The sequence below is a fragment of the Bacillus cereus group sp. RP43 genome, from assembly GCF_040459645.1.
Lineage (GTDB): Bacteria > Bacillota > Bacilli > Bacillales > Bacillaceae_G > Bacillus_A > Bacillus_A mycoides_C.
Genome location: NZ_JARVHQ010000001.1, coordinates 3,520,116 through 3,537,122, shown reverse-complemented (window position 1 = coordinate 3,537,122; position 17,007 = coordinate 3,520,116). Strand labels below are relative to the sequence as shown.

The window sequence follows — 17,007 nt, the reverse complement described above, 5'->3', positions numbered from 1 at the left end:
GTAGTTTGCAACAAAGGTAGACACAATAGGGGAGTGACGAATAATGAAAAGGATTTTTAGCTTATTATTAATATGTGTATTAGCTTTTTCGGCATTAATGAATATGACGGTTAGTGCTGAATCAAAAAGTACAGGTACTTTAACGATTCACAAGTTTGAACAAAGTAAAGGTTCTAAAACAACTACAGAAGGTAATGGGAAAGAAGGACAAACTGTTCCAGAAGATGCAAAACCTTTAGAAGGTGTAACTTTTGAAATTAAACGAATTGAGTCATTTGAAAAAATTTCAAATGATGGAACTGTTATAAAAGAAGATGCAAAACCAGTAAAAGACGCTGCAATAACAAAGGTAACAAATGCAAAAGGGGAAGCTGTTTTTACAAATCTTCCGCTAGGACGTTATGAAGTAAAAGCAATTGAAGGTCCAAAACATATTGCGTTGGATAAGACTACTTTTATTGTCGATATTCCAATGACAAGTGCAGACTGTAAAGATTTAAATTACGATGTTCATATTTACCCTAAAAATGAAACAAAACGTGGTTCAGTAGAATTCGTAAAAAAAGGTGAAGCCGGTAAAGTATTAAAAGATGCAGAGTTCCATTTATTTAAAAAGAATAAGGATGGAACAAGTACACAAGTTAAGACACCGAGTTCATTAGTAACAGGAGAAGATGGTAAAGTTCGTGTTGATTCGCTAGAATATGGGGATTATTATTATTTTATTGAGCATAAGGCTCCAACAGGTTATTTAACTAGTAAAGAGGAGCGTCCTTTCTCTATTAAGGAATCTGGTGAAGTAGTTAAGCTGGATGATATAAAGAACTATAAAGAACCTACCATTACTAAAAGTATAAATAACGGTTCAAAAGTAGCTGGAATTAATAAAGAGACAGATTATACGTATGATATTAAAACACTACTTCCGGAAGATATTAAATCATATAAAAAATATGTTGTAAAAGATATTTTAGATGATCGTTTGGAAATAAAAGGCCTACCAATTGTTATGGTTGACGGAAAGAAAGTTGAAGATGATAGTGTAAAAGTAGTTGTAGAAGGCCAAAAAGTAACCGCTACGATTGAAGATTTTTCAAAAATAAATGGAAAAGAGCTTCATTTACAAATTACTGCGAAAATTAAAAGCGATGTTCAATCTGGAATGAAAATTCCGAACAAAGCAGTACTTGATTTTGTAAACAAAGATGATGTTTCATCAGAAAAAGATGGAAATCCATCTAATGAAGTGGTGGTCACACCGACAACGGGAAATATTAAAATTGAAAAAGTTGATGGTAAGGATAAGACGCTTAAATTAGAAGGTGCGAAGTTCCAATTACAAGATAAAAAAGGTAATGTTATAAAAATTAATGGGAAAGAAATGAACGATGTAACGGATGCAAATGGTATTATTACATGGAATGAAATCCCGTACGGTGAATATCAAGTTGTTGAAACGGAAGCACCAAAGTATAAAGATAAAGACGGTGCAGTAGAACAATATCAAAAATTAAGAGATCCGATTGATATTACAATTGATGAAAAACATCAAAAAATAGAGCTACAAGTTGAGAATAATAAGAGCGGTTGGATTATTCCAGCAACAGGTGGTATGGGTACAATTCTCTTCACGGTAGTGGGCCTTATACTAATGGCGGTAGCAACATTTATTTTCTTTAGAAAAAAACCTGTAAAGAATTCTTAATTTATATGTTTATAATAATTGAGTTTTGAGAAGAGGAAAGGCATACGCTTTCCTCTTTTCCACATTTTATCCGTAGTGAAAGAGGATGTCATGAAACGAAATATTATTTTTGGAAGTATTTTTTTACTAGGATTAAGTATATTTCTATATCCTACTGTAAGTAATTGGTTTGCAACGAGAACACACTATTCAGAAGTAAGCACGTACGATGAAGCGGTAAAGAAGTTGGAGCAGGAAGAGATTGATCGTAAAGAAACAGAAGCGCGAGAGTATAATAAGAAGGTTCAAAATACGACGCAAACATTTTCAGATCCTTTTCGTGAAAAGGAGGATCAACATAAAGGTTCTACTGTAGATATGTTAAATATCGGAAATGTTATGGGATATATAGAGATTCCAAAAATAGATGTGAACCTTCCAATCTATCAAGGGACGACGGAAGAAGTGCTAAGCCGTGGAATTGGACAATTAAATGAATCCTCATTACCAGTAGGCGGAGAAAATACACATACAGTTTTAACGGGACATCGTGGTTTACCTTCATCAATAATGTTTACTCATTTAGATAAAGTCGAAAAGAACGATATATTTTATATTCATTCATTAGATAAAATACTTACCTATAAGGTGGATCAAATAAAAGTTGTATTACCAAATGAAACAGAAGATTTATTAGTCGTACAAGGTCAAGATTATGCAACGTTAATTACATGCACCCCTTATGGAGTGAATACACATAGGTTATTAGTGAGAGGACACCGGGTTCCATATGATGCTGGAGAAAAAGAAATGATTTCAAAACCTTTCATTTTAGAAGATTGGATGATCGTTTTTCCTATTGTTATTATTTGTATCGTCCTTCTAATGATTTATTTAAAAAAACGAAAATAGTATGTATTGAGTGGTGAGTGTGTGAGAAGGGGATTTATAAGTTTATTATTGTTCCTCGTAGGGTTTTCATTATTTATATACCCAACGGTTGCTAATTATATAAACAATTATGTATATAAAACAAGAGTAATACGTTATGAAAAAATGGTTGATAATTTAAAAGTAGAAGATGTTAATGAGAAATTTCGTAGGATGGAAGCATATAATAGCTTATTAGGTAGAACTACTTTTAAAATGAATGATCCATTTGTTCATGATATAAAAGTAAATAACGAACAGTTAGATTTTATAAATAAAGATGAAGTATTTGGTACAATTACAATTCCGAAAATAGATGAAGAATTACCATTATACGTAGGAGAAAGTCAAGATAACTTGAGTAAAGGGATCGGACAAATTGCAGGGACTTCTTTACCAATCGGTGGACAAGATACGCACGCTGTATTAGCAGGACATCGTGGATATCACGGCGCAACGATGTTTCGCCACCTGGATCGATTAGCTGATGGCGACACATTCTATGTCAGTGTACTAGGGAAGCAACTTGTTTATAAAGTAATTGGGCGTGAGATAATTGATCCAAATCAAGTTGATAAATTGAGTGTAATAAAAGGAGAAGATAGAGTTACATTACTTACATGTGAACCATATACATCTAGTAAATATCGATTGTTAGTATATGGAGAGCGAGTAGAAACAGACCAAAATGAAATTGAACGACAAAACAAAAGTATAGTAGAAGTTAGGAGTCATGAAACAAGAGATTTATTTGAGAAACTGGCTTTTGGCATAGTAGGTCTAATTGTAATTTGTATTGGGCTGTACGGTTTACTAAAAAGGAAAAACTAGTGATGAAATATATAATAAAAGAAAATGCCACTTCCCAAAAAAAGAAGTGGCATTTTTTATATTTCCTCTAAGCTATTAACTGGAACTGTTAATTCGCGTCCTGGATTTTTCACTTCATATATGCGGGCGGTTTCGTTGCTTTCGTCGACGTGTTGAATCGTAACAGGCATGCCCTGAAAACTGACATTAGCAAGTTCTGATGACACAGAAAGCTCTTTTGCACGTTGTATATTCATTTATATTCCTCCCATCATTATTATCTTTGCTAAAAAAGAGGAATAATATACCATTTCGAGACATTCTTAAAGTTTTTGTATTATTTGTAATGTTTCTTTAATAAATGAAGAGAAGATGGAATCAGGATAAGGTTGTATCTTTTGAGCTGCTTTTGTTGCTTCTTCAAGAGCTCTTTGCTTATCGTTAAGTTTTACATAACAAAGGGCACGATATGCACCTGCCGTTGTAAGCCATGCTTGATCAAGTGGATGCATCATATAATCTGGTATTTTAGCATGTTGAAAAGCTTTCAGAGCTTCCTCGTATTTTTTTAATCCGTACAAAGCTTTTCCGGTTTCGAGGTAATACAATCCATCCTCTTGGAAAATCGGTTCGTCTTTTAGTTTTTCTCGAAATTGTTCTACATGTTCTAATGCAATTGTATATTCTTTAGTAATCGTGTTGTAGTAATACGCTTTTAATATATCTACGATCGCAACGGATAAAGTGTCTTCAGTAAAAATGGCGAATTGCTCAGATTTCTTAATGTAATGTAAATACTGTTCTTTATCAGCCGTCATGACTTTTTGATAAGATAATATGCGATAAAATTCATCTGTTTTATAATACACTTGATGTTTTTTTGAAAATGCTAATGCTTCTAATATGATTTTTTCACATTCCTCATAGTTGCCACATGCGAGTAAAATAATGGCTTCTTTTAAGCACAATCTGATATGTATAATAAGATCCATTTCTAAATGGTTCGCTTCATAATCATCTCGAATACGAGCAATAAGTTGCAAACATTCCTCATACTTTTTACGTGAGAATAACGTATAAGAGAATGTTAATTTTGTTTCAGTACTGTCTCTGTATAAAGTATATTTTTCAAAAATAGAAGTTGCTTTTTCAACGAAAGATTCAATGTTGCAATCTTTCATTATAGCTGCTCCAGTAATAAATTGTTTATATAATCGGGCAGTATTTAAAGTGAGAGGGAGTTCCTTTTGAACGATAGGAAGTAAAGTTTCATACACCTTATCACATTTATTAGCTTTTATAAGTTGCTCCATTTTTTGAATAAGTTCTACGATTTCTGCATCATCTTCTTCTAGTAAAAAACTCGTTTCACATCCAAGTTTATTAGCGATATATTGTAATGTTTTCATAGAAGGTGTAGCTTTTCCATTTTCAATTTGACTAAGCATACTTTTTGTCAGTTCCGAACCTGCTAGTTCGGTTTGCGTAAGCTTTTTTTCTTTTCGTAATGTTTTAATTTTTTCGCCGAGAGTAGCCATATAATTGCTCCTTTATAATAAAAAGTTAAATACAATTAAACTTTTTTTGTTGTAAAAATTGGAAAGTTGATTATATAATAAGTTTAACACAATTTAACTTTTAAGGGGAGAGTGTCATAATGGGGGATGTAAGTATAGTTCCAAATGATTCAAAAATGAAGATTGCAACGAGAAATATTATTTTAATGATGATTGGAAAGATGACGTCTTTGCTAGGAGCGGGTATTTATACGTTCGCAATGGGGTTATACGTATTAAAGACAACAGGGTCAGGGATGGGGTTTGCAACTACGCTCGTTTGTGGATCACTTCCAAGGATGATTTGTGGCCCAATTGCAGGTGCTGTAGCAGACCGTGTTAATCGAAAATGGCTTGTCATTGGCACGGATTTATTAAGTAGCTTAACGATGCTTATTATGTTTATTCTTGCTACTATATTTGGGCCATCACTTCTGTTTATTTATGTTTCAGCGGCATTATTATCAATTTGTGCAAGTTTTTATTCTGTAGCATTAACTTCGTCTATTCCTAATTTAGTAGATGAAGGGCGTATTCAAAAAGCGAGTGCTTTAAATCAAACGGCATCTTCTTTATCAAATATTTTAGGACCGATTATTGGCGGAGTTGTATTTGGTTTCTTTTCAATTCAGTCGTTCTTTCTGTTAAATAGCATTACGTTCTTTTTAGCAGTTATTTTGCAATTATTTATCGTATTTGATTTATATAAAAAAGAAGTGGCTGAGAGTAAAGAGCATTTCTTGACGAGTATAAAAGAAGGTTTTTCATATGTAAAACGACAGCATGAAATATATGGTTTAATGAAAATAGCACTGTGGGTAAACTTTTTTGCGTGTGGGCTAACCGTTGCACTTCCATACATTATCGTCCAAACATTGCATTTATCTTCAAAGCAACTCGGTACTGTAGAGGGAATGTTAGCAGTCGGGATGTTAATGGGTGCGATTGCTTTATCAGTGCGTAAAGAAGTGAATAATCTGTTTCGTTCTATTTATAGTGGACTGTTTTTATTTGCGGGTTTGAGTTTATGTACAGTCTTCCCGTTGTTAGTTACCATTCCGAAAGTAGCAAGTTTTATTTACTATATTGCTTTTATGATGTTAACTGGTATATCAATTATGATTGTAAATATTCCGATGCAAGTACATATGCAAAAGACGACAGATCCGAGCTATTTAGGGCGTGTGTTCGGCCTACTTGAAACAATTGCTACTGCAATCGCACCGCTCGGTATGATTGTATATGGATTATTATTAGATATGTTACCTACTAGCATTGTTATGATGACAATAGGCGGAGGATTATTGTTAGTTGTATTAGTTGGAGTAAAGCAGCATATGGCGAAAAGAAAAGTGAATGTTTCAGCTTAAAGGAAAATTTTAACGGAATAAAAATGACCGAATTAGTATTTTAGTTTTTGAAACTCTTTTTCATGTATGTTACAGTAAAGTGAGCAGGCAAAGAAAAGGAGAAAACATCATGAAAAAATTAAGTTTTGTTATGCTTTTTCTGTTAGTCGTAATGACTGGATGTAGTAATTACGACACATATATTGAAACAGGTATGCAATCATTGAAAAATGAAAAATATAGTGATGCGATTATGTGGTTTGAAAAAGCGGAAAAAGAAAAATCAGGAAATGAAGCGAAGGCATATAAAGAAGTCGCTCAGTTACTAGATCAAGGTGCGACAGCATTAAAAGACGGCAAGTATGCAGAAACGAAAGATATTGCAAATGAAGTGTTACAAAAGAAAAAAGACGATGCACTTGAAAAAGCTGTGACATCAAATGCAGAGAATATGCTTCAAAAAGCAAAAGATGTGGAAGAGAAAGTAAATGAAAGAGTGGCAAAGCGTAGAAAGGTAGAAGAAGAAGGAATCGATAAACTTATTAAAGCTGTCGATAGTATAGATGAAGTGAAAGAAAAAGAGAAAAAAGTTTCAGAAGCATTAGATAAGGCTGAAGAGGCACAAGCAAAAATTGAGGAAAAGAAAAATAAATAGAGTTATAGTGTAAAAGGCTGTCGTGTATAACGACAGCCTTTTAATTTTTTGCTGCAAAAGAAGTAATGCTATGTAGTAAAAAAGAAATGATTTTAGAATTCCATCTGTCCTCATGATGAATGGTGTAAATATTACGCTGAAATTCAAAATCGGGGATCGGTATATAGCATAGCTCATTTCGCTGTATTTCTTGTTCAATAGCAAGTTTAGAAATAAAAGCGACGCCATTACCATATTTTAAAATTTGTTTCATCGTTTCTAATGAATCTAGTTCAATTTCTGATTGAAAGAAGATGTTATGTGCTAACGTCCATTGTGTAAGTAAATCTCTCGTTGTAGATGGGTTACGATGCAATAATATACGTTCTTTTTCGATATCTTGTAATGATACATTTGTTCTTTTAGAAAGATGATGTTCTTTGGAAAAGGCAAGAACAAGTGTATCAGGCATTACATTCATTTGTTTTAGAAGTGGTTCGTCAAACGGTGCCGCAGAAATTACCCCGAGATCAATTTCATGATTTTGTAGCATCGTTCGAATTTCAGGAGCTGTTTTTACTATGAGTGTTATTTTTATATTTGGAAATTCGCATTGAAATTGGTGAACAACTTCTGGTAAAAGATAAGTCGCTGGTACATAACTAGCACCAATTGTTATAGCGCCTTTATTAAAATCTTTAAACTCTTGTGTGACCCGCCTAGCTTCTTTCATAAGTGCATCTATTTTACAAGCATAATGATGCAACGCCTCACCAGCTTCTGTTAAGAAATACCTTCCAGAACGTAATTCAAATAAAGGCACACCAAGTTCCTCTTCTAAGCTTTTTATATGAAACGTAATAGTAGGTTGTTTAACGCCAAGTTTTTCTGCAACGATAGTAAGCTTTTTGTATTTCTTAATAAGCACTACAATTTCTAATTTTAAGAGATTCATTATAAGTTGGCCCCTTTTTCTTCTAACTATAGAAAAAATCTATAGAAATAAATAGTTTATTAGAGATTTTTTAATTTAATCTTTACAGTACATTAACATTCAGTATAAATCTTCCAGATAGAATGAAAGCAGGTTAATAATGAGGGGAGAGAGGTGAAACGATGGATATTAAAATTCATGGATTAGAAAAGGCATTTGGAAAAACGCAGGCGTTAAAGCCGTTACAGATTGTAATGAAAAAAGGGGAATTCACCACACTTTTAGGACCTTCAGGATGCGGGAAAACGACTTTACTTAGAATGATTGCAGGGCTTGAAGAACCGGATAAAGGTGAAATATATTTTGGAGATAAGTGCATGTATTCTTCTGCTAAAAAGATAAAAACATCTCCTCATGAACGGAATATCGGTATGGTATTTCAAGATTTTGCTTTATGGCCGCATATGACTGTTTTTGAAAATGTTGCATTTGGGTTAAGGGCTACAAAGCAAACAAATCAATTAAGAGAAAAGGTAGAAGATGCGATAAAGCGAGTTCGTTTGCAAGGTATGGAGAAAAGATATCCGCATGAACTCTCAGGTGGACAGCAGCAACGTGTCGCATTTGCTAGAGCAATTGTAACGAAACCTCATTTTATTTTGTTCGATGAACCGCTAAGTGCACTCGATGCAATTTTGAGAGAAGAAATGCGAATAGAGCTTATGGACATCGTTCATTCCATTGGTTTAACGGCATTGTATGTAACGCACGATCAAACAGAAGCCATGTCAATGTCAGACCAAATTATTGTCATGAAACAAGGAGAAGTATTACAAAAAGGAACACCAGAAGATATTTATGTGAAACCGTCTCATGAATTTGTTGCCAAATTTGTTGGTAAGGCAAATTGGCTTGTAGAGGGGAAAAAAATGATTCGTCCAGAGCATGTGAGCTGGACAAAAAATGACTTGTGCGAAATGTATACCGGTGAAGTTCAGCACGTTACATATGTAGGAGAACGTTATGAAGTGAAAGTAAACATGGGGACACTCGGTGTATGGACAGCTTATCACAATAGTAAGCTAAGCATCGGGAAACCAGTATCGTTATATGTACCAAAAAAATGTATTCATCATATAGGGGGAGAATCGTATGAAGAAATTCAGTTCGCTTAAGTCTTTATTTGTATGTACTTTACTATTTTCTGCTGTAGTAACAGGTTGTAGCTCAAAGACAGGCAGTGCAGATGCAAAAAATAAAAACGCTAATGAAAAGAAAATTGTTGTATATAGTGCAGGACCAAAAGGATTAGCAGAAAAAATTCAAAAGGACTTTGAAAAGAAAACAGGGATAAAAGTAGAAATGTTTCAAGGAACAACAGGTAAGATTTTAGCAAGAATGGAGGCTGAAAAGAAAAATCCAGTCGTTGACGTTGTCGTACTCGCTTCTTTACCAGCGATGGAAGGATTAAAAAAAGATGGGAAAACGTTAGCTTATAAAGAAGCAAAACAAGCTGATAAGCTTCGTTCTGAATGGTCGGATGATAAAGGACATTATTTTGGATATAGTGCTTCAGCATTAGGAATTGTGTATAACACAAAAAATGTGAAGACAGCACCTGAAGATTGGAGCGATATAACGAAAGAAGAATGGAAAGGGAAAGTGAATCTTCCCGATCCAGCACTTTCAGGTTCAGCTTTAGACTTTGTAACAGGATATGTGAAAAAAAATGGACAAGATGGATGGAATTTATTTGAACAGCTTAAGAAAAATGAAGTTACAGTAGCTGGGGCAAACCAAGAAGCATTAGACCCAGTTGTAACAGGTGCGAAAGATATGGTAATTGCGGGTGTTGACTATATGACGTACAGTGCAAAAGCAAAGGGTGAACCGGTTGATATCGTATATCCAAAAAGCGGAACAGTCATTAGTCCACGTGCAGCAGGCATTATGAAGGATAGTAAAAATGTAGAAGGTGCAAAAGAGTTTATTGATTATTTATTATCAGATGATGTGCAAAAACAAGTTTCTAAAGCGTATTTGTTGCCAGGTAGAAAAGATATAAAAGCTGAAAATAGACCGAATGTAGAAGAGATTCCAGTATTAAATATTGATTGGAAAACAGTTGAGAAAGAACAAGATGAAATAGCAAAACAATTTAAGAAAGTATTTCAATAAGATGGTGATTACATGGTAAATCGATTCGTATCAGTAAGACAAGTTGGAATGACAGTAGCGTTGTTACTTGTGGCGATGTTAATCGTCATTCCGCTTTTTCTCATTTTATTTTCTAGTGTATATGAAAATAGCAGTTGGAATTTTTTAAAGCCTTTTGAAGTCATGCAGAGTGGTGGATTTGCAGGGATTTTTCTAAATTCGATGCTTCTAGGTGTACTCGTTGTAATAGGAGCTACAATATTTGCATTTCCATTGGCGTTCATTATGAGCAAAACAGATGTAGGAAAGTATAGTAAGTTAGATATTGTTTTTATGATACCATTTATGACCCCGCCCTATATCGGATCGATGGGATGGATTTTGTTCATGCAACCTAACGGCTATTTTGAACAATTCTTTCCGGCTTTAAAGTCGATTTCATCATCGTTTTTTAGTTTAGGCGGTATGGTTTTAATTATGAGTCTGCATTTATTTCCATTTCTTTATTTCATGTTGAAAAACACGTTACTTCAAATTGGAAGTAGTAAAGAAGAAGCTGCAGCAGTTCATGGCGGAAGCTTCCTCTACCGTTTAAGAAAAATAATATTGCCGTTATTGGTATCAAGTTATGTAATGGGAGCTTTACTCATTTTCGTAAAGACGATTGCAGAATTTGGAACACCAGCTACATTCGGACGTAGAATAGGATTTCATGTGCTAACATCAGAAATCCATAAATTTATTTCGAGTTGGCCAATTGATTTTAGTAGTGCAACAGCATTATCTTCTTTATTACTAAGTGCGTGTATGCTTATTTGGTATATGCAAAATGTATTGAATCGAAAGTATTCATATGCCATGGTTAGTGGAAAAGGTGTGAAATCTAAAAGGTATACTTTGTCTATAGTTACACGTTTTATAGCATGGATTTATGTAATTGGTTTACTAATAGTCGCAATTGGCATTCCATACTTTTCTATACTGATAGCTTCTTTGTCGAAATTAAGAGGCGGTGGCTTACATTTAAATAACTTTACAATAAGCCATTATGAAGCATTATTTACAATTGGTTCTCCGGGATTAGAAGCTTTATGGAACAGTTTTCTTTTTTCACTCGTAACAGCGATTGTTGCTGTAATTATTGGCGTATTTTTGGCACTTATGATTCGAAAGGGGAAAAAGTCATCTGAAAAATGGCTTGATATGTGCGGCATGTTACCGAATATGGTACCAGGAATAGTGATGGTTGTAGGGCTTATTTTATTTTGGAATTCACCATATATGCCTATGTCAATTTACAATACACCTGTCATGGTTATCGTAACGTATGTTGTTCTTTTTCTACCGTATACGGTACAGTATGTAAAAGCTTCGCTCGGACAAATTGATGATTCTCTTATACAGGCGGGAAGCGTTTTTTCTGGGAATTATATTTATATTTTTAGAAAAATAATATTGCCTCTTATTATTCCAGGAATTCTTGCTGGATGGGCGATGACATTTACGATTTCGATAAGAGAGTTAGTAGCGTCGCTTCTCGTACTACCTCCATCAGTAGAAACGTCAGCAACGTTTATTTTTGCTCAATTTGAACAGGGGGAAGTATCTATAGGAATGGCGATGGCCGTTGTTTCTGTTGGACTTACAACAATGTGCTTATTACTTCTGCAACATATGGAGCAAAAACGAAAAGGGGTAGCATGATGAGGGTAGAAGTATGGGGAGGAGCAGGAGAATACGGTCGTTCCTGCTATTTTGTAAAAAATAAAGAGACGAAAATACTATTTGATTGTGGTATTAATCGATCATATGAGGATAGTTATCCCAAAATAGAAAGAGAAGTTGTTCCGTTTTTGGATGCAGTATTTTTATCACATATTCATGAAGATCATACGATGGGTTTACCTTTATTGACGAAGTATGGATATAAGAAAAAAATTTGGACGACTCGTTATACGAAGGAGCAACTGCCAACTTATTTTGAAAAATGGAGAAACTACAATCTTTCAAAAGGGTGGAATTTACCTTATAACGACCAAAATATTAAAGATTTAAATTATGTGTGTATTGATGAGATTAGTAATCCGAATGAATGGATACAAATTACTCCTACATTGCGGTTTCAATGGGGATATAGTGGGCATGTATTAGGAGCAGTTTGGTTTTTAGTGGATATGTGTAATACATACGTATTTTATTCAGGTGATTATTCAGCAGAGTCTAATATACTCCGAGCTAATTTACCTGAGAAATTGCGTGGCGATATAAAAATTGCAATTGTAGATGCCGCATATCACACTGATGATATTTCGCAAAACGAACGAATAAACGAACTATATGCGGAAATTGAACGAGTTGCTCAAAATAAAGGAATAGCATTACTACCGCTGCCTCCACTTGGTAGGGCGCAAGATATAGTATTTTATTTATATGAAAAATATAAAGAGCTCCCAATTATAGTAGACAAAGAAATTTTGGCTGGATTTGAAGAGATGTTTGTATATAAAGAGTGGATAAAAAATAATGAAGAACTTGAGCGGGTTCTGGATAGTTTAAAAAGAAACATAATAGTTATGGATAATGATATATGTATGCAAAATAGTTACGGAATAGTTGTAATGAGTGATGCGAATATGCAAACGAAACGAGCACAGTTGTATTATGAACAACTTCGGCATGAAGAACGAAATTCCATTATCTTTACTGGACATATTGCTAAAGGGAGTTTTGCTGAAAAGGTGATAAAAGAACGTGTTAGTAGAGAATGTAGAGTGGAGAGAGTTCAGTATAAGGTTCATCAAAGTATAAGTGACGTTAAGGCGATGTTAAATATATTATTACCAGAACATACGGTGTTAGTGCATGCTTTTAAAGAGGATACGGATCGATTACAACAAAAGCTAAGCTCATCGGGATATGAAAATATATATTCACTTGCTACGGAACTTATAGAAGTCATTTAAAATGTAAAGGGGATAGGTATATGAAAAAGGTATTTGTATTCGTAAGCATTTTCTTTTGTTGTTTCCTTTATAACGTTAAGGAAGGGTTTGCTGCTAGTCCAATGAAACCTAGTTTTGAAGTGAAGTTATTATTAAAGCCAGAACAAGTATTAGGTTATAACAAAGAGGTGAAGCAAGAGGTATTAGAACATTTCAAGGCTGGTACAAATTATGAAAGAATACAGGTGCAATTTTTAGATACGGTGAATAAAAATTTAAGTGACGAAGGTTGGTTTGCGAGAATTCGAAAGAAAGAATTTAGTAAAGATTTTGAGCTAACATATAAAAAGAGATATCCTATTCAAAATGGTGCAATTCAAGATGTACTAGAAGTAGCTAAAAAAGATGGATTTGATAGTAATACGGATAATTATGAGGCGGAAATAGATTGGGGATTTGGGAAGAAAACGTTAAGTATTTCAAATAAGAAAAGTTACAGTGCTAAAGGATATGGGGTACTTGATCTACCAAATGAACGAGCTGCTCAAAATATGTTAATAGAAAAGTTACCAGGGAAAATGAACAAATGGTTGTATACGAATTGGGGAGAAGAGATGTTAAGGGATTCTCATATTTACGGTCCTGTATTAATGAAACGGTATACAGGGGAGTTTGAAAATATAAAAACGAATATTGAAGTTTGGCCATTAAGTAATACTGGGAAAATAGAAGATGATTTCGTAATAGAAGTGTCGTTTAAAACAAATGAGGAAAGTATTGCAACAAAACAAAGAGAATTATTGATGGCGAGTGTAGAGAAAAAAGGATGGTTGTTACCGAAAGATAGTTTGAAGACAGAGCTGATTTTTCAGTAAGTAGGAAAAAGGAATCCATATGCCGTGGATTCCTTTTTCTAATGTATGAGCATTAAGCTAAATCAGCTGACACGAACATATCACTATTTTGAAGGTTTTTTGAGCGTAAACTATAAGCAACTACTTTCTTTTTATGTTGTTTTACAACATCAACATGCTCTTCATGATTATAAATATAAAATGTAAAATCCTTTTTGCCACGCTTTGCATTGATAATTAAAGGAGTTCCCTCATTATATGGCGGTGCATAATAGCGATCTAAAAATAAACCGTCATTAAAATCATGAATAATTTGAGATTTCTTTTCGCCTTCTAAATTATTTCCATTGATTGTAACAGTTACATTCTCTTCTTCAAGTTGTGGATGTGTTTCGTACCTGCTAATAATGGATTCAATAACAGAGTTAGGAAGGCTAGAAACGATAATTTTAAATGCCCCAAATACAACTAACAGTACAATAAACCAAGTCGTCATAGTATATCATCCCCTTTATTCTATTAAATAATATAACTCATATGACAATAGTACATATGGTGAAGTTTTGTATAATTTGTGAAATTTTTTCCTTTTTTTGAACGTTTTTCAACAAATAGAGATGTGTAAAGAATACAAGGGAATATTTGGTATGATAAAAGTGTAAAGGCTTTCGATTTATCATAAGGGGGTTATGAAATGGGAAAATTAGATGGTAAGGTCGCTTTTATTACAGGAGCTGCGATGGGGAACGGAGCTGGAATTGCTCATGTGTTTGCAGAGTTAGGGGCGAAAGTGTTACTTGTTGATATTTCAGAGACAGTTCATGATACTGCAAAAAATATTGTTAGTAAAGGATTAGATGCTGCGAGTTACGTAGTCGATGTGGCTGATTTTAATGCTGTAAAAGAAGTAACGAAAGTAGCATATGAGAAGTATGGGAAGATTGATATATTAGTTAATAACGCAGGAGTGATCCGTCTTGCGAATTTTCTAGATATGTCAGATGAAATGCGTGATTTTCAATTTCAAGTAAATATTAATGGAGTATGGAATTTCTCTAAAGCAGTATTGCCATATATGATTGAGAAAAATTACGGGAAGATTGTTAATATGTCTTCTGTAACAGGAACAATAGTTGCTGACGAAGGTGAAACGGCATATGCAACGACAAAGGCAGCAATTTGGGGATTTACGAAGGCATTAGCTCGTGAAGTTGCGAAGCATCGAATTACTGTAAATGCAATTTGTCCAGGCTATATTATGACGCCAATGGCAGAGCAAATAGCGAATGAGTCCGCTCCAAATAAGCCGAGTAATGTCATCGATGGAATTGCTTCAGGTGTTCCTTTAGGACGTTTAGGGAAAATCGAGGAAGTAGGTCAATTAGCAGGATTTTTAGCGTCTGACGAATCAAGCTACATAACAGGTACACATATTGTCATTGATGGCGGTAGCACATTACCAGAAACTGTTTCAGTCGGTGTAAAGTAAAAAGATTATTAATGAGAGCTTTAGTTGTATAACTTTTTTAATAAATAATAACGCTAGAAGGAATCTGAAAGAGGTTTCTTCTAGCGTTATTATGTTATTAAGTATTGTTAGAAAAATTAATTTTGTTACAAAAAATTGAAATCAAAGCATTTTATAAAAAAAAGGTTTATAATAAAAATATAACTAATTACAAGGAAGTGTAACTATGAGTACTGTAACAATCGTATATGGTATTATTCTTTCTACAATTATTGTTTTATTTATTGTCGGGGTTTCACGTTATATTCATAAATGGAAAGAAGGCGTTGCGAAATTAAATCACATTGAAGAAGAACTTAGTGATTTAATGTTACATCATGGTAAGTAAAAAGTTTATTTTTTAACCAAACAATGTGAAGAATATCACAAAACATGCTCTCTTTATGAAAGCATGTTTTTTTGTTGTTTAAGAAAAGAAACGTTTGTGTATAAATACTCTAATTCTTACTTAAAAAGGGAAATTTATTTAGTATAATATATAATATGTTTATTTTAGGGGGAGTATTATGAGAGGGTTAAAAGTTGTTGGAATTATAGCTGGAATTACTATAGTAGGCTATATAGCTTTCTTTTCAGTGAAGGAATATGTCAATTCAAAAGAAGATCCTAATTATGTGCTAAATTATATAAAAGAACATACGGATGATAAAACAGCTTCTTTAATCGTTAAAAGAAATGGTGAGACATTAACATCACTAAATGAAAATGAAAAATTACCACTAGCAAGTATGTCGAAAATCGTTATAGCAATTGAATATGCTAAGCAAATAGATGAAGGAAAGATAAGAAAAGACGAGCAAATTTCATTGAAAGAATTAGAAAAATACTATGTGAAAAACACTGATGGTGGTGCACACCCTGCATGGCTAGATGATGTGAAAGCTAGAGCGTTAGTGAAGGATGGGCAAATCTCTTTAGAAGAAGTAGTTAAAGGAATGATTCATTATAGTTCGAATGCGAACGCATCATATTTATTGGACAAGCTTGGAACAGCACGGGTGAATGAAAGTTTGAAAGAGTTAGGCTTAAATAGTCACGATGAATTTTATCCGGCGTATACAGCAGCATTATATATGAGGGGATATGTTGAAAAAGAAATGCATATTCCCAAAAATAAAGCATTGGACAAGCTACGTAATATGTCTAATGATGAATATGTTAAGCATGTATGGCAAATACATGAATGGATGAAAGACGAGAAAGAATGGGCAAAACGGGAGATATCGTTAAAAGCCGATATGGACGCCCAACGTATTTGGTCAGATCGGTTAGTAGGTGCAAATGCGAAAGATTACATGAGTTTAATGGGAAAGATAAATAATAGAAACTATTTTACACAACAAATGCAAAGTGAGATTGAAAACATATTTAAAAGAACAGTAGGGGATGGAATGTTCGAATATGCCGGACAGAAAGGTGGTTCTACGGCATTTGTATTAGCAAATAGTTTTTATGGTACTGATAAAAAAGGGAATAAGATTGAGATTGTCTTTATGATGAATAATTTAAGTGAGAAAGCGTTTGAAAAACTTTTAAATAATATGGATTACTTTATTCGAGATATCGTCATAAGCGAAGAATTTAGAAAAAAATTATAATAGAATAATTTTATTATGTAAACAAAAAGGT

At 33.7% G+C, this 17,007-nt stretch carries 17 protein-coding genes; 13 read left to right on the top strand and 4 right to left on the bottom strand.

Annotation, left to right across the window (positions count from 1 at the left end; genetic code table 11):
- Nucleotides 1–43: 43 nt before the first annotated feature.
- From QCI75_RS18415 to QCI75_RS18405, 3 genes are all read left to right on the top strand, one after another.
- On the top strand, nt 44–1,705 hold the full coding sequence (locus QCI75_RS18415) for a SpaH/EbpB family LPXTG-anchored major pilin (RefSeq protein WP_353760978.1): 1,662 nt from the start codon (nt 44–46) through the stop codon (nt 1,703–1,705).
- A gap of 90 nt (nt 1,706–1,795) precedes the next feature.
- The gene (locus QCI75_RS18410) at nt 1,796–2,596 is read left to right on the top strand and encodes a class C sortase (RefSeq protein ID WP_353760977.1); all 801 of its coding nucleotides are present in this window, start codon (nt 1,796–1,798) and stop codon (nt 2,594–2,596) included.
- Between the two features lie 21 nt (nt 2,597–2,617).
- Entirely contained in the window at nt 2,618–3,445 is an 828-nt protein-coding gene (locus QCI75_RS18405) for a class C sortase (RefSeq protein WP_353760976.1), read from the top strand.
- A 56-nt stretch (nt 3,446–3,501) separates the two neighbouring features.
- Here the strand turns inward: QCI75_RS18405 and QCI75_RS18400 are convergent, their stop codons facing one another.
- On the bottom strand, nt 3,502–3,681 hold the full coding sequence (locus QCI75_RS18400) for an H-type small acid-soluble spore protein (protein ID WP_144506900.1): 180 nt from the start codon (nt 3,679–3,681) through the stop codon (nt 3,502–3,504).
- 66 nt (nt 3,682–3,747) lie between these two features.
- Nucleotides 3,748–4,962 (bottom strand): helix-turn-helix domain-containing protein, encoded by a 1,215-nt coding sequence (locus QCI75_RS18395; RefSeq protein ID WP_353760975.1) that lies wholly within the window; start codon nt 4,960–4,962, stop codon nt 3,748–3,750.
- A 119-nt stretch (nt 4,963–5,081) separates the two neighbouring features.
- Between QCI75_RS18395 and QCI75_RS18390 the strand changes: the two genes are divergently transcribed.
- Complete coding sequence (locus QCI75_RS18390) at nt 5,082–6,350, top strand: MFS transporter (protein WP_353760974.1); 1,269 nt, start codon at nt 5,082–5,084, stop codon at nt 6,348–6,350.
- A 109-nt stretch (nt 6,351–6,459) separates the two neighbouring features.
- Nucleotides 6,460–6,984, top strand: coding sequence for a COG3014 family protein (locus tag QCI75_RS18385; protein WP_144506903.1), 525 nt, complete (start codon nt 6,460–6,462; stop codon nt 6,982–6,984).
- 40 nt (nt 6,985–7,024) lie between these two features.
- Here the strand turns inward: QCI75_RS18385 and QCI75_RS18380 are convergent, their stop codons facing one another.
- A complete protein-coding gene (locus QCI75_RS18380; RefSeq protein ID WP_144506904.1) occupies nt 7,025–7,918 on the bottom strand; it encodes a LysR family transcriptional regulator in 894 nt (297 codons plus the stop codon).
- 161 nt (nt 7,919–8,079) lie between these two features.
- Between QCI75_RS18380 and QCI75_RS18375 the strand changes: the two genes are divergently transcribed.
- The 5 genes from QCI75_RS18375 to QCI75_RS18355 are packed head-to-tail and all read left to right on the top strand — an operon-like array spanning nt 8,080 to nt 13,871.
- Nucleotides 8,080–9,072 carry an ABC transporter ATP-binding protein gene (locus tag QCI75_RS18375; RefSeq protein ID WP_353760973.1) on the top strand — a complete coding sequence of 331 codons (993 nt, stop codon included), beginning with the start codon at nt 8,080–8,082 and terminating at the stop codon, nt 9,070–9,072.
- Nucleotides 9,050–10,075 (top strand): ABC transporter substrate-binding protein, encoded by a 1,026-nt coding sequence (locus tag QCI75_RS18370; RefSeq protein ID WP_353760972.1) that lies wholly within the window; start codon nt 9,050–9,052, stop codon nt 10,073–10,075. The genes QCI75_RS18375 and QCI75_RS18370 overlap by 23 nt, the downstream gene beginning before the upstream one ends.
- A gap of 12 nt (nt 10,076–10,087) precedes the next feature.
- Nucleotides 10,088–11,758 carry an ABC transporter permease gene (locus tag QCI75_RS18365; protein WP_144506907.1) on the top strand — a complete coding sequence of 557 codons (1,671 nt, stop codon included), beginning with the start codon at nt 10,088–10,090 and terminating at the stop codon, nt 11,756–11,758.
- The gene (locus QCI75_RS18360; protein ID WP_144506908.1) at nt 11,755–13,017 is read left to right on the top strand and encodes an MBL fold metallo-hydrolase; all 1,263 of its coding nucleotides are present in this window, start codon (nt 11,755–11,757) and stop codon (nt 13,015–13,017) included. Before QCI75_RS18365 ends, QCI75_RS18360 begins: the two co-directional genes overlap by 4 nt.
- A gap of 20 nt (nt 13,018–13,037) precedes the next feature.
- Nucleotides 13,038–13,871: a hypothetical protein gene (locus tag QCI75_RS18355; protein WP_144506909.1), complete on the top strand. Its 834-nt coding sequence runs from the start codon at nt 13,038–13,040 to the stop codon at nt 13,869–13,871.
- Between the two features lie 52 nt (nt 13,872–13,923).
- On the opposite strand, the gene QCI75_RS18350 is transcribed toward QCI75_RS18355, so the two are convergent.
- Nucleotides 13,924–14,346 (bottom strand): YfmQ family protein, encoded by a 423-nt coding sequence (locus QCI75_RS18350; RefSeq protein WP_353760971.1) that lies wholly within the window; start codon nt 14,344–14,346, stop codon nt 13,924–13,926.
- Between the two features lie 198 nt (nt 14,347–14,544).
- On the opposite strand from QCI75_RS18350, the gene ucpA reads away from it, so the two are divergent.
- From ucpA to QCI75_RS18335, 3 genes are all read left to right on the top strand, one after another.
- On the top strand, nt 14,545–15,339 hold the full coding sequence (gene ucpA / locus QCI75_RS18345; protein WP_144506911.1) for an SDR family oxidoreductase UcpA: 795 nt from the start codon (nt 14,545–14,547) through the stop codon (nt 15,337–15,339).
- 205 nt (nt 15,340–15,544) lie between these two features.
- Complete coding sequence (locus tag QCI75_RS18340; protein WP_000109008.1) at nt 15,545–15,706, top strand: hypothetical protein; 162 nt, start codon at nt 15,545–15,547, stop codon at nt 15,704–15,706.
- A 178-nt stretch (nt 15,707–15,884) separates the two neighbouring features.
- Nucleotides 15,885–16,976 (top strand): serine hydrolase, encoded by a 1,092-nt coding sequence (locus tag QCI75_RS18335; protein ID WP_353760970.1) that lies wholly within the window; start codon nt 15,885–15,887, stop codon nt 16,974–16,976.
- Nucleotides 16,977–17,007 lie beyond the last annotated feature (31 nt).

What these genes read in the sequence shown, in the direction of transcription:
- QCI75_RS18415 (WP_353760978.1), top strand. Translation starts at nt 44, where the DNA reads ATGAAAAGGATTTTTAGCTTATTATTAATATGTGTATTAGCTTTTTCG.
- QCI75_RS18410 (WP_353760977.1), top strand. Translation starts at nt 1,796, where the DNA reads ATGAAACGAAATATTATTTTTGGAAGTATTTTTTTACTAGGATTAAGT.
- QCI75_RS18400 (WP_144506900.1), bottom strand. Translation starts at nt 3,681, where the DNA reads ATGAATATACAACGTGCAAAAGAGCTTTCTGTGTCATCAGAACTTGCT.
- QCI75_RS18395 (WP_353760975.1), bottom strand. Translation starts at nt 4,962, where the DNA reads ATGGCTACTCTCGGCGAAAAAATTAAAACATTACGAAAAGAAAAAAAG.
- QCI75_RS18390 (WP_353760974.1), top strand. Translation starts at nt 5,082, where the DNA reads ATGGGGGATGTAAGTATAGTTCCAAATGATTCAAAAATGAAGATTGCA.
- QCI75_RS18385 (WP_144506903.1), top strand. Translation starts at nt 6,460, where the DNA reads ATGAAAAAATTAAGTTTTGTTATGCTTTTTCTGTTAGTCGTAATGACT.
- QCI75_RS18380 (WP_144506904.1), bottom strand. Translation starts at nt 7,918, where the DNA reads ATGAATCTCTTAAAATTAGAAATTGTAGTGCTTATTAAGAAATACAAA.
- QCI75_RS18375 (WP_353760973.1), top strand. Translation starts at nt 8,080, where the DNA reads ATGGATATTAAAATTCATGGATTAGAAAAGGCATTTGGAAAAACGCAG.
- QCI75_RS18370 (WP_353760972.1), top strand. Translation starts at nt 9,050, where the DNA reads ATGAAGAAATTCAGTTCGCTTAAGTCTTTATTTGTATGTACTTTACTA.
- QCI75_RS18365 (WP_144506907.1), top strand. Translation starts at nt 10,088, where the DNA reads ATGGTAAATCGATTCGTATCAGTAAGACAAGTTGGAATGACAGTAGCG.
- QCI75_RS18360 (WP_144506908.1), top strand. Translation starts at nt 11,755, where the DNA reads ATGATGAGGGTAGAAGTATGGGGAGGAGCAGGAGAATACGGTCGTTCC.
- QCI75_RS18355 (WP_144506909.1), top strand. Translation starts at nt 13,038, where the DNA reads ATGAAAAAGGTATTTGTATTCGTAAGCATTTTCTTTTGTTGTTTCCTT.
- QCI75_RS18350 (WP_353760971.1), bottom strand. Translation starts at nt 14,346, where the DNA reads ATGACGACTTGGTTTATTGTACTGTTAGTTGTATTTGGGGCATTTAAA.
- ucpA (WP_144506911.1), top strand. Translation starts at nt 14,545, where the DNA reads ATGGGAAAATTAGATGGTAAGGTCGCTTTTATTACAGGAGCTGCGATG.
- QCI75_RS18340 (WP_000109008.1), top strand. Translation starts at nt 15,545, where the DNA reads ATGAGTACTGTAACAATCGTATATGGTATTATTCTTTCTACAATTATT.
- QCI75_RS18335 (WP_353760970.1), top strand. Translation starts at nt 15,885, where the DNA reads ATGAGAGGGTTAAAAGTTGTTGGAATTATAGCTGGAATTACTATAGTA.